Below are 13,032 nucleotides of genomic sequence, written 5' to 3'. Positions count from 1 at the left end.
TCCGCAAAGGCGAACTATTAGGGTAAGTTATTAATAAATGAAAGTTTCTTCTTAAAAATCAATGTTTAAGCCAAAGATAAAGGTTTTGGTTTGAGGATAAGTACCCCAATCAATACCCATCGTAGGGCCTGAAAGCCCTTGGTTTACTTCGGGGTCAAAGCCTTTGTAGTTGGTAAGAGTCCAAAGGTTTTGAGCGGTGAAGTAAGGTTGTATCTTGCGGATACCATATCTCAACAATTCTTCATTGGAGAGGTTGTAGGCCAAAGTAAGTGTTTTAAGGCGCAAGTACGAACCATCTTCTACCCAACGAGACGATGCTTTGATATTATCGGTACCTTGTTTTGCACGAGGTATATCGGTAATATCACCAGGTTTTCTCCAGCGATTGAGCACGGCAGTTGATTGGTTTTGGTCTTTGTACATCCCCTCAGTTTCTATACGAGAGGCGTTGTAGATATCATTGCCATAAGAGCCTTGGAAGAAGACACTTAAAGTGAAGTTTTTATAGGAGAAGTCATTGGTAAGCCCAAAAGTAAAATCGGGGTTAGGGTCGCCTATATAAGTTTTATCGGACACTGAGATTTTACCATCACCATTGAGGTCTTTGTACTTGATATCGCCTGTTTGAGGGTCTACGCCTTCACTTATCAATCCCCAGAACTTGCCTAAAGGTTGTCCTTCGGTGATGCGTACCACTTGTTCAGTAGTAGCATCGGAGGTAGTGGCGTAGTAATACACTTTTTGAAGGGTGAGTTTGGTAAGTTCATTGCGGTTGAACGAGATATTGAAATTGGTATTCCAAGTAAAATCACCTGTGAGATTGCGTGTATCGAGCGCAAATTCAATTCCTTTGTTGGTCATTTCACCTTCGTTGCGATAAATAGAAGGTATGGGTGAAGTAGAAGGAAGAGGTACATCCATTAGCAAATCGGTAGTTTTTTTAAGGTAAGCATCGACTGCTAACGAAATACGATTTTTAAACAATGAAAGGTCGAGCCCTATATTGCTTTGAGTGGTAGTTTCCCAAGTGAGGTTAGGATTAGAAAATGAATTAGGACGCAAGGTTACCATTGCATTACCTTTGCCTGCCTCCCACCAATTTTGACGGGTGATAGAATAGCGTTGCAAGTAGCCGTAATCGGAAATACCAGCTTGGTTACCTGTTTGTCCCCAGCCACCGCGCAATTTGAGTTCGCTAAGCCAATCGACGTTCTTCAAGAAGTTTTCTTGTGAAAGTCTCCACCCTACAGATACTGAAGGGAAGTAACCCCAGCGTTTGCCAGGTGCTAACTTGGAAGAACCATCAGCACGGAAATTAGCCGTGAGAAGGTATTTGCTATCGTAGTTATAAGAAATACGACCTAAATACGACATAATCGCCCATTCGGCAGCATTCGAACCACTACCTTGTTCTATTTTATTGGCTGCATTGAGGGTTTTGATGTCGGGTGTAAGGAAGTGTGAGGCATACAAATAGCTTTCGTTCCATTTAGATACCGTTCCTGAAGTACCCGCCAAAGCAGAAAGGTTGTGCTTGCCGAAATTTTTGTCGAAGGTAAGCAAGTTGTCGTAAGTCATCACGGTGTTGTTAGTACGAATATCGTCGGCAGTACCGAAGATCTTACGTCCATATTCGGTGAGTTTAGGGTCTGTCCAATGGGTTTGAGTGCGTCCTAAACGGTCGATACCTACTGTAGATTTGAACTTTAAGCTCGGCAAGAAAGTTACAATAGCCGATACACTTCCTACCAAGCGATTGCTCTTAGAGGTATTGTCGGCATTACGAGAGATATTCTCTACAGGGTGAGTGAGGTTAGCTCCATAGAAATTGTAGTAATACCAACCTTCTTCCCCAGGTTTATCACTCCAGATGGGGGCGTATTTAGGCGTATTGATTACCGAAAGCACTACCCCAGCACGGTTAGAGCCTGTACCAGTAATAATACCATTAGACGAGTAATCAGCATAAGATAGATTGGTTTCAAAAGTGAGCCATTTACGCATTTTAGTTTCTAAGTTGAGGCGCAAATTATAACGTTCAAAATAAGAAGAGCGGATAACCCCTTCATCTTTAGAAGTTCCTGCTGAGAGGTAATACTTTGTATTTTCGGTTGCATTTGAGATAGAAAGTTGCGTGTTGCGTATCAGGCTCTTGCGGAAGGTTTCATCAAACCAATCAGTTTTATCAGTAAGCCCTGAAGGAAGAGTAACAGCACCTGTTTCGTCCATTAGTTCCTTGTATTGAGCAGTGTTGAGTGACTCGATGCGTTTGGCTACCTGAGAGATTCCTACATACGTATTAACTGATATTTTAGGTTCATTGCGTTTACCTTGTTTGGTAGTGATAAGCACTACCCCGTTGGCGGCGCGTGAACCGTAGATAGCTGCTGAAGAAGCATCTTTGAGCACTTGCATACTCTCAATATCGGTAGGGGCAATCCCGTTGATGTCTTGCACAGGGATACCATCTACTACATATAGAGGGTCGTTGGACGCGCTGATAGAGGTATTCCCGCGAATGCGTACTGCCAAACCAGCACCTGGAGCACCATTAGGTTGCACTACTTGAATACCCGCTGCACGCCCTTGAATGGCTTGTGCCGCTGAAGTTACAGGACGTTGGTCGAGGTCTTTAGTTTTTACTGAAGTGATTGCCGTAGTTACATCACCTTTCTTTTGAGTACCATAGCCCACTACTACCACCTCATCGAGGTCTTGAGTAGCTTCGGAGAGCTTTATTTTTAAAGAAGTGCCAGAGGCTTTTACATCAAGGGTTTTATACCCCACTGATGAAAACTCTAATACAGCACCTTTTGGCACATTGTTAAGTGAAAAGTTACCATCAAAATCGGTAGCTACCCCCTTGGTAGTACCTTTTATTACTACGGAAACACCAGGAAGAGGCATTCCTTTGTCATCGGTTACAGTACCTATTAGCTGACTAATATTTTGTGCTTGGGCAAAACCTACATAGCCTACTAACAGTACCATCATTAGCATTAAATGTTTTTTGAGTACTTTCATAAAATAAAAACGTTACATTTGTTAGTTTTTTCTTTGTTGCTTTTCGGAAAGTTATTTTTATCTTTCCAACGCCCCAAAAGTATAGCAAAAAAACATCAATATTTCATCAGGTATTAGAAAAGTACTTTTTAAAAAAGTTATTTAACTGAATATTAACAAAATAAGTTCTGAAAAAGCCTTAAAAAAGTACTGAATTTTCAGTTATTAATCGTAAAATAGCCCCTAAATCTCAGAAAGGAGATAATCAAAAAAGTATGTTTTTACATAGAAAAAACGGTTTTTATACATTTTTTTGATCAGTCGCGTATTTGTTTAACTTTTTCTTCAAAAGTATCGCGTTCACCTTTCGCTTTATTCCGTACTTTAGTGCGATAGTTGTACACCGTACGAAGAGAATAGCGCAAGAATTCGGCTATCTTACTGCTATCGGTGATGCCTAAGCGAATGAGGGCAAAGATGCGCAATTCGGTATTCAGTAGTTCACCTTTTTTAGGGAAGATTTGCTCTCCTTCTTCTAAAAGAGCATTGAAGTGAGTTACAAAATGTGGATATATATTGAGGAAGATAGTATCAAAATTCTTGTAGAGAGCCTCTAATTCTTGTTCTACTACAGAGGTAGATTTTAGCACCTTGGTAAGGTCGTCAAACTGATGTTTAGTCGCCTTTTTGTAGAGTAGTTTTCGGTAGTTTTCAATCTTATCGATATAAGCTGAACAGAGGTTGAAGAAATGAGCAATATACTCTTCTTTGATGAGATTTGCCTCCTCGAGGTTGAGGTTCGCCTCTTCGAGGTTTTGGTTCATCAGTTGTAGGTCGGTGTTGAGCTTTTCGAGTTGCTGATTACTGTAAGAGAGTTCTTTACGTATCTTTATCAATCGTTTTACTTGTTTGTACACATATACCAAAGCGATAATCAAGGCTACTGATAATACGCTGATGAGTACCAAATACAATTGTAATTCTTTCTTTTGTTTAGCTTCTTTCTCTTGATAGGCGGTGTTGATGATGGAATAGAAAGAGGCACCTTCTTCGGCGCGGTGTCGCACATTGCAGAAGGCAGCATCATCTATTGCCATTTTGATAAACTGATAGGCTTTGCTTATATTCCCTCGTTTGTAGTAAGTAAGTGCTAAGCTCTGTAAGGAAGCGTTATCTTTGATTGCGTTTTTGATGTCGGCGATAGCAGAAAGGGCAAAATAGTATTCTTGAAGGTCGTCATTTCCTTTTTCTCGTTCTACAAGACCTAAATAATAAGCTATTATAGCACGTTCAGGTTCCTCTTCGGTAGTTTGAGGCAATAGTTGCTGAAACTGTTGCATAGCACGGTTTTTGTCTCCTGTAAAGAACTCATCGATAGCACTGTTTACCTTAAAGGTAAGCGACTGTTTATCAGTACACAATAGCAGAGAATCACGGTATTGATTGGAGGCACTTAGATAAGTGCTATTATTGATGCTTTGCCCGTAATGACTGCACAGGGCATAAAACGAATCGTAATACTCACACAGAGATTCCTTGGGTAATCGGTGTTTATCGATAGCTTTTAGCAGTTGTAATGCCTCGACATACATTCCTTTTACTGAGTAGAGTTTAGAGAGCAAAATATGGGTTTCATCCAGTTTTTCAGTGTTGTTTACATCATTTGCTATCTGCTCGTTTTTCAGCAAATAGGCTATAGCCGAATCGACCTTAAATTTTCGGTATTCGGAATACAATTGTTTGTGCAGGTCGTATTTTTCTGTTGGTTGAGAGGCTTTTTTAAGCGCTTTTTGCAAGGAAGTAATACGCTGTTCTTTGGCTTGTATATAAGTAGCACTCTGCTCAATGGTTTGGTTGAGCCGGTGGAGCACAGCCTCTTTGCTCTCTTGTGCCACGGCTGTATTCCTTCCCAACAACAATATGATAAAGAGTGTGATATAGTTTTTCATAAGGTTTGTTTTTTAAAACGTCGGACATTATTCGGACATTATTCGGACATTTCGGACATTATTCGGACATTTTGCCCGCTTTTTGCCCGCATTGCCCGCTTTTTGCTCGCTTTTATTTTAGTTCATAATAAGTGCTTACACTTGCTCCAAGTTGTCTAATCAAATTATTAACAACTTTGCTAAAGGTCGTAGCACAACAAGCAATTAAAAACTTTGGCAAAGTGTATGATGCATTAAAATTCTAATTCTGTTTGGGTGCCGTCACTCTCATTTTCAGAGGGAGGAGGTACGATTTCTTCATCGCCGAGGGCTTCTACGGGTTCCTCTTCTTGGGATTCTTCGTAGGGGAGAGATTCAAGGGTGTTGACAGTTTTCACCTTGTCGGTGGTGAGCTGGTTGCCCAAGGCTTTGATGCCTTTTACACTGATGAACTCTTCTAAATTCACCGTGAGGTTCTCTTTCTCCTTGCCTTTTTCTTTGGTGAAGACTACCTCAGCCATAGGTCGCCAATCGGCAGAGACAAAGAGCAATTGCGATTTAGGATGTTCGGTAATGACTAACTCTTCGCGGTTTTCATTTTCTACCACAAAGCGTTTTACAAACACGCGTTCTTTCTCGCCATCGTAGTAAATCACCGAAATAGGTTTCTCGGGCACCCATTTTTCCATTACGGCGATATTGTTCTCGAAATGCAGACTCAATTCGGGGATAATGGTCTTCACGATGCCCTCTTTGGTAATGAGAAGCATACGGTCATCGCCTTTGAAAGCCCCAAGTAGCGTACCGCGTTCTTCGGTGTTGAGGCGTTTTACAATATCGTCGAACCATATCTTGCGCGGTTTGAGCGTTGATACACCTTTTTCTTTTAGCTCGATGCGCTTGATAGCATATTTGCTCACGAGGTTTCCTTTCACGCCACGCCCTTTGATGAGGGTATCGGCAAAATCGATATCCCATCGCAGTTTGCGCAAAGTGCCTAACTGACGCAAGTTCACGGTTACCACTTCGGCTTCACCATTAGGGTTGGCTGTGAAATAGAGCACGCGCGACTCTTTGTGTTGCGGAATGAGCTCGTATTTCTTATCGCGGGTAATACCCGTAACGTTGAAGCGCTTGATATAAGAGAAGCCTGTTTGTCCGTCCTTATAAATCATATTGTACACGGTGCGCTTATCGTCTTTCTTAAAGACCGCTACGTGTATGATGTTTTTCTCTATATATTGTTTATCAGATACTTTGGTAACGTACATCGCACCGCTTTCGGTAAATACAATCACATCGTCGATATCACTGCAATCACCTACATACTCGTCTTTGCGCAAGCCTGTACCTACAAAACCTTCAGCTCTGTTCACATAGAGTTTGGTATTGCGCACCACTACTTTGGTCGCCTCGATGGTATCGAATACGCGAATTTCGGTTTTCCGTTCGCGCCCCTTACCATAAGTCTTTTTAAGGCGTTCGAAATGGGCAATCGCATAGTCGATAAGGTTTGCAAGGTGGTTTTTCACTTCCTCGATATCGGCTTCAATTTTGAGGATATTTTCATCAGCCTTATAAGAGTCGAAGCGGGTGATGCGAATCATTGGTATTTGAGTGAGTTTAGCCAAATCGTCATCGGTAATCTCACGGAGTAAATCTTTTTTGAAAGGTTCAAAACGCTGGTACAAGTACTCGTACAAACTTTCTCTATCGGTGTATTTCTTGAAGTCGATATACATCTCTTCTCTGATGAAAATCTTTTCGAGCGAGGCACTGTGCCATTGCATTTCGAGTTCAGAAAGTTCAATTTCGAGCTCTTGTTTGAGAAGACTTACAGTGCGGTCGGTACTGCGACGCAACACTTCTGAGACGGTGAGAAAATGCGGTTTGTTGTCCTCAATCACACAGGTAATGGGCGAAATAGCCGTTTCGCAGGCAGTGAAGGCGTAGAGTGCATCGATAGTTTTATCGGGCGACGTGCCGTTGGGCAAGTGCACCAATATCTCTACATTGGCAGCTGTGTTATCGTCTACCTTTTTGATTTTTATCTTGCCTTTTTCGTTGGCTTTCAGTATAGAGTCGATGAGCGAGGTAGTGGTGGTAGTAAACGGAATTTCGGTGATGCAAAGCGTACTCTTGTCGAGTTGCGAAATCTTGGCACGCACCCGCACACGTCCGCCTCTTGCCCCATCGTTATAGCCACTTACATCCATAATACCCGCAGTAGGGAAATCGGGGTATAATTCAAACGATTTGCCTTTGAGGTAAGCAATGGAAGCCTCGATGAGCTCGATGAAGTTGTGAGGTAATATTTTGGTAGAAAGACCCACGGCTATCCCCTCGGTACCTTGTGCCAAGAGGAGCGGGAACTTCACCGGCAAGCTGATAGGCTCCTTTTTACGACCGTCATAGCTGGATTGCCATTCGGTTACCTTAGGGCTAAACACCACATCGAGGGCAAACTTAGAAAGGCGAGCTTCGATATAACGAGGAGCTGCCGCATCGTCGCCTGTGAGGATATTCCCCCAGTTACCTTGGGTATCGATGAGCAAGTCCTTCTGACCGATTTGCACAATAGCATCACCTATACTCGCATCGCCGTGAGGGTGATACTGCATTGTATTTCCCACGACGTTAGCCACCTTGTTGTAGCGACCATCGTCTAATTCTTTAAGCGAGTGCATAATACGGCGTTGTACGGGCTTAAAGCCATCTTCGATTGCTGGTACAGCGCGTTCGAGGATTACGTACGAAGCATAATCCAAGAACCAATCTTGGTACATACCTGTGACTTTAATGATGCTATCTCCTTGTGGAGTAGTGTTTTGAGGTGTATTGTCTTCCATCGGAACAGATTCTTTTTAAAAGGGCAAAGGTAAAAATAATTTGTCAATTAGGCAATTGGCATATTAGCTAATTAGAAAATTAGCCAATTTCTTATGGTTAGTAGGTTTCTTTTCTTGTTTTTCTGCCAAAGGCAAATAGGCTTCTACTACTGCTTTTTGGAAAGCCTTTACTTTGGGGTCGCGGATAGGGAGATCCAAAAACTCTATAAAGCGAGCGATGGGGGCGTACTTATGGGCTAAGAACGTCCCGATGGCTTCGGCGAGATAGGTGAGCGTTTCTCCTCTTTGGAGGGCTAAAAGTATATATTCAGTAGCCAAATCGCGCAAGGGTTTTCTTTCGGCTAAAAGACAAGTAGCGACCATTAGCCAACCGCTGTGATAAATAGGCAAGTTGTGTTGCAAAAGCAGACTCATCACACGGGTAGCTTCAGTGAGGGATTCCCCGTCCACTCCTTGGGCATAAGTGAGCAGGTATTTGCACAGCCAACCATCTATATAGCGTGGGTTCACACTGAGTTGATAATCAATATCCTCATCTTTCCCCTTGCTCATCGGCGATACATTGTAATAATTGGCTCCAAACTCGTTGTAATACACATAAGTGGCGTAGGTTTTATCCCAATTGTCTTCCAAAATAATCTTATTCCGTTCTACACCGTTAATTTTGGTAGGCTTCACTTCGTATTTCAGATAAAACGGACGTACCAAGCCTTGTAGATTGGTTTTTTGTGGGATTTCCAATTCAGGGAATACTCCATCGATGTCTTTCAGTCGTAAAACTTGCCCCCAGAGTACTCGTGTAGCATCGGTTACAGTTATTTGCTTGTTTACCTCAAAGTAATATTGCAAGGCAGGGGCATACTCACCAGTGAGTGAAAGGGCTAATTGCTTTTGCTCTTTGGTAATTTCTATAGGTAGCAAGCGATTGAGCCCCACGACAACCTCTTCTAACATCGGGGATTTTCCAGCTTTTTCATATTGTGCAATACGTTCTAAAAAGGTAAGCGGGTCTATATAAAACGGAGCGTGAGTAGGGGTGCTTACAAAGGACAGTGAGTTACCTTGCTTGATCTTTAGGAGCAGTCGCTTGGTTTTCTCTCGGAGGAACGGTGTAGGATTATAGAGCTTCCCACCGAAAATATCATCGGAGACTGAGGCTTTTCCCTCCCAAACATCAATGACCCAGCGCATACACTTTCGGTAGGTAGTAAATTCAAAAGGCTGGTCGCCCAACTGCTTTTGGTAGGGACTTATCTGCTGAGAGAAATTTTTGGGGATTTGCGCTTGTAACTGGTTCAAGCCCTCAAAGAAAAGATCTAAAACAAGGGGTGAGCGCTCACGAATGCAGTCGCCAATGAGGAAAAGGAGGTCTTCAGGTCTCAGGGGATAGGTGATAGGGGTTAGGGTGCGAATCGCAGAGGTAATTTTTTGGGTGGTGGTGTGGGAGGTGCGAGCCGCACAGGCAGTTTGAGAGGTGTGGGAGTTCTCGGAGTTCTCAGAATTTTCTGATGGACTTAGGGTTGCAAGAAGGTCTTGGGCTTTGCCTTTTAGGTAATCGCGGTAAGGGGCGATGACTTCGGGGAGACCTTCGTGGTTAAAGTAGGTGGTGAGGAGGTTGGCGACTTTTTCTTGGAGTTGGGCATCAGGCACAGTAAAGAGTACCGCTAATTGTTGGCGATATTCTATATTTACAGGGGGTTGCTTTTTGTAGTGCTTTTCTAAGATATTTAAACCTATAAGCTGTGATTTGGCTATTTTTGGGGTAGCAAAACACAGGGCAAAATTGTCGGCGAAGGCAGGGAAGTCAAAGTCTTTTTCGTTAGCCATCTCTTTGATAAGTTTCATTGCAAAGTTAATCACCGAAGTTTTATCGCTACTGAGCAGGGTAAAAAGGGTGTGTTGGTTAGATAAAAGCTCTTGGCGGGTAGGCTTGAGGGATTCTATAAGTCTACAACACATATCTAAAACACTTTTTCTCCAAGGATTTAAGAGTGCTTCTATGTAAAGACCAATGATATTTCGATCGGTAAAATAGCCTTTTTCATTAAGAATGCTGTATATTCGTTTCCAATTTCTGAAAGATTCTAATACATAATCTATATGATTACTTGAAAGAGGAAATAATTCAGTAGCTAAATTAGGATTTTGAAGGAAATATTCAATTATATCTTCCTCTGTTTCTTCAAAAGCCCAACCCATATTAAACATTTTGTTTAAGAAAATGAGTTCATTAAACTCAATGTAGTTGTTTTTATAGAGCGTCCAAAGCATTCTAAAAGACATCTTCAAAGGATTGTCTTTATACATCAGCTGGATACCTTCTATCATATAAGCCCCTTGCGGAGACTGCACGAAATCTAATAAAACTTCGTCTTCTAAAGAAGATAGGAAATAGTAGTAATTCCCCTTTATATAGGGTTCTATATTTTGGAAAAGTTCTATTTTTCTTACTTCCTCTAAGGTATTGCACACGCACATAATAGTGTATGAGATAATGGCTAATTCCTTATTAGAGAAATGGTATCTCTTTTCTTTTTCGAGGACTTCCCGAAAGATAAAGTTAAAATTCTTTCGCGCAAAATAACTCTTTAGCTCCTGTCTTTCTTCCTCAGAAAGCGCAAAGCAAATATTGCGAATGGCGGTAAAATCGTGTGCTTTAATGGCGGAAAGTAAGGTAAGGAGTATCATAATCTTGGTAATTGCTATAGATTAAGTTCTTTTTGATAGTCTAAGAGTTTTTTATGTAATTTTGGAAGTTCTCTTCCTTCCACTTGGCGAAGATACTCATTAATAATCATATTTGCAAATCCTTTTATAATATTTAGATTAGGGCGATCAAGCATCTCAAGGAAGTGCTTAATAGGGGCATGCCCTGTTGCCAAGACATACGCTACGTAATTTGCTAAGTAAGTTAAATCTTTTCCTTGTTCCAATGCCCAGCAGATATATTCATAAGCTAAATCACGATAGGGGCGTTTTTCTAAAAATAGGCAGGCACCTATATACAACCAACCACTATGATAGAGAGGCAATTGATATTTTAAGAGGGTTTCTATAGCCTCAATATTGTCATAAACACCGGTTAGGGCATTCCAACCTACCCGATGAGAGAAAATCGAGCAGATGATCCCATCGGGGTATTGCGGACAGAGACTCAGGGTATATTCGAAATCTTCATTGCTATGCCAAGCACCTCCTCCTGCATTGTAATATTGCTCAGGAAGTAGAGATTTTTGTCGCTCTGCAGGACTGTTATAAGGGGTGAAATCATAGACAAATACCGGCATTACTTCTCCTAAGTAAGTAGTGTATTCTTGCCAACCATAGCCTATATAATAGGGACTTACTACCGAAGGGATATCTTTGGCGGTAGTTTGGGAAAATTTAGGGAACTCTTGTTCTGGGTGTTTGATTCGGGTAATTTGTGTCCAAAGGGGCAAGGTCTCTTCTGTGGGAGAAAGGACGGAGGTAACGCCCAAAGCGTACTGAATGGCTTGAGCATAGTCTCCCTGAAGTAGCTGCGATTTTTCTTTAGCACTTTGGGGAATATCGGTTAGGAGCAGGCGGTTACAAGCGATAGTAAGGTCTTCAAAATCGGGAATAACCCCTTCTTGCTCGTAGCATAGGAGCTTCTCAACCAAGACTGCTGCTTCTGTATAAAAAGGGGCAATAGTAAGGGTAGAGAGCAGAGGTAATGTGCATTTTTTGGCGATTCTCTCAAGGGCTACATTCATTTTGTAACGCAAGAACAAAAAGAGGTTTTCATCTAAAGGCAGGTGCCTTCCTGTTTCTAAGGCTAAGAGAAATTCTTTTAGTAGGGGTAGCACATGCCCACGGTGGCTTTTGTTAAGCTGTTTGTGATAGGGCGCCAGTACTTTTTTTAAATCCTTAGGAATAAGAGTTTGTAAGCGTACCACCCCATCTATAAGTAGGTCAATGGTAGTGGCAGAGCGTTCTCGTATGCTATCACCTATTAGGAAAAGCAACTCATCCCAGTTCTTGGGCAAGGACAAGGGAAGCCTATCGGTGGAGTGAGGAAGACTTTCGGGGGTCTTTATTTCTTTATCAGTACCGTCTTTCTGCTGGAGAATTTCCCGTGCAGAGGGCTTGATAAAATCAGTGTAAGGGGTGATGAGCTCCCAGAGTTTTTCGTCATAGAAACACTCAACAAGCAAAGTAGCCAATGCTTGTTGGAAGGCTATATCGGGTTGAGTAAAGAGAGGAATAAGCTGTTCGCGGGAGTCTAATTGCTCAGGAGGGTTCTTGTGGTAGTATTTCTCCAAAATAGTAAGTCCCGCAAGCTGTGATTTGATAGTCTTTTCTGAGGGTAGGCAAAGAACAAAGCTATCTTGGAATTTTTCTATGAGCAAAAGCGGACTTTTACTGATTTTCTGAATCCATTTCATAGCAAAATTCACCAGCACATCGTTGCCTGTACTCAAAAGAGCAAAGAAGCGTTCTTGATTGTCTATCATTTCTTTTTCGGTAGGAGCAAGAAATGTAATCCAACGGCAATGCCAGTTCAGTTGGGGTTTCTTCCAAGGATTGAGCAGGCTCTCCAAGAGTTCGCCTATAAGCTGGCGGTCGAACACATAGCCTTGTTCCTGTAGCTGTACAAAGACTTCTTCCCACAGCTTGGCATCGCGATGCATACCACTTTCGTAGCGGTGTAAGCGCCTGAAAATTTTATCTTGGAACTCTTGATCGTTCAAGACTAAATGGGTATAATAGTTTATCTTGTCACTGGAGTAACTGAAGGCAATGATACTTTTATCTACAAAAAGGGGTTCATCCAAAGGAATTTCTCCAGCTTTGTAGAGTGTCCAATAAGTTTCAAAGGGGATGTTCTCTTTGCTATCTTCGCTTAGAGCGTGGTATAGTTCCAAAATAAAGCGATACTTTTCCTCTTGGAGGAGTTTCAGGAGGACATAGGAAGCTTTTGAATTTGAGAAAAGCTCTCCAGCAGTAGGACAATACATCTTCTTTATAAAGGTATTGATAGGCTGTTTCTCATATTCCTGAAGACTTCGCGTAAGGAGAAATACCGCCAAAAGATATTCATAGCGCGCCCCATCGGGGGTTACTAATATTTTATCATAACGCTTATGCTCTTTAATTCCCCACGGCGAATGCTGAAGTTGGTCTAAAAGGGCAAGGCGTTCTTCTTCTACTAAGTTACTGCAAAAGGAAAACAAGCCCTCTAAATCGCGGCTGGTGATGAGTTTCTTTAAGAGTTCAAACATAAGGATTAC

The 13,032-nt window shown here is 42.0% G+C and carries 5 protein-coding genes; all 5 read right to left on the bottom strand.

Going from position 1 to position 13,032, the window contains the following annotated elements; translation table 11 throughout:
• Positions 1–51: 51 nt before the first annotated feature.
• The gene (locus JMN12_RS01450; RefSeq protein ID WP_203136414.1) at positions 52–3,024 is read right to left on the bottom strand and encodes a SusC/RagA family TonB-linked outer membrane protein; all 2,973 of its coding nucleotides are present in this window, start codon (positions 3,022–3,024) and stop codon (positions 52–54) included.
• A 296-nt stretch (positions 3,025–3,320) separates the two neighbouring features.
• Positions 3,321–4,952: a DUF6377 domain-containing protein gene (locus tag JMN12_RS01445; protein ID WP_009412457.1), complete on the bottom strand. Its 1,632-nt coding sequence runs from the start codon at positions 4,950–4,952 to the stop codon at positions 3,321–3,323.
• A 233-nt stretch (positions 4,953–5,185) separates the two neighbouring features.
• A complete protein-coding gene (locus JMN12_RS01440; protein WP_203136412.1) occupies positions 5,186–7,780 on the bottom strand; it encodes a DNA gyrase/topoisomerase IV subunit A in 2,595 nt (864 codons plus the stop codon).
• Positions 7,781–7,843: 63 nt separating this feature from the next.
• Complete coding sequence (locus tag JMN12_RS01435) at positions 7,844–10,468, bottom strand: DUF6493 family protein (RefSeq protein WP_238423780.1); 2,625 nt, start codon at positions 10,466–10,468, stop codon at positions 7,844–7,846.
• A 14-nt stretch (positions 10,469–10,482) separates the two neighbouring features.
• On the bottom strand, positions 10,483–13,023 hold the full coding sequence (locus JMN12_RS01430) for a DUF6493 family protein (protein ID WP_203136403.1): 2,541 nt from the start codon (positions 13,021–13,023) through the stop codon (positions 10,483–10,485).
• Positions 13,024–13,032 lie beyond the last annotated feature (9 nt).

Origin of the sequence: Capnocytophaga genosp. AHN8471 (assembly GCF_016806945.1) — a bacterium.
Taxonomy (GTDB): Bacteria; Bacteroidota; Bacteroidia; order Flavobacteriales; family Flavobacteriaceae; genus Capnocytophaga; species Capnocytophaga periodontitidis.
Note: the sequence above shows the minus strand (reverse complement) of the source record. Positions and strands in the feature narration are given on the sequence as shown.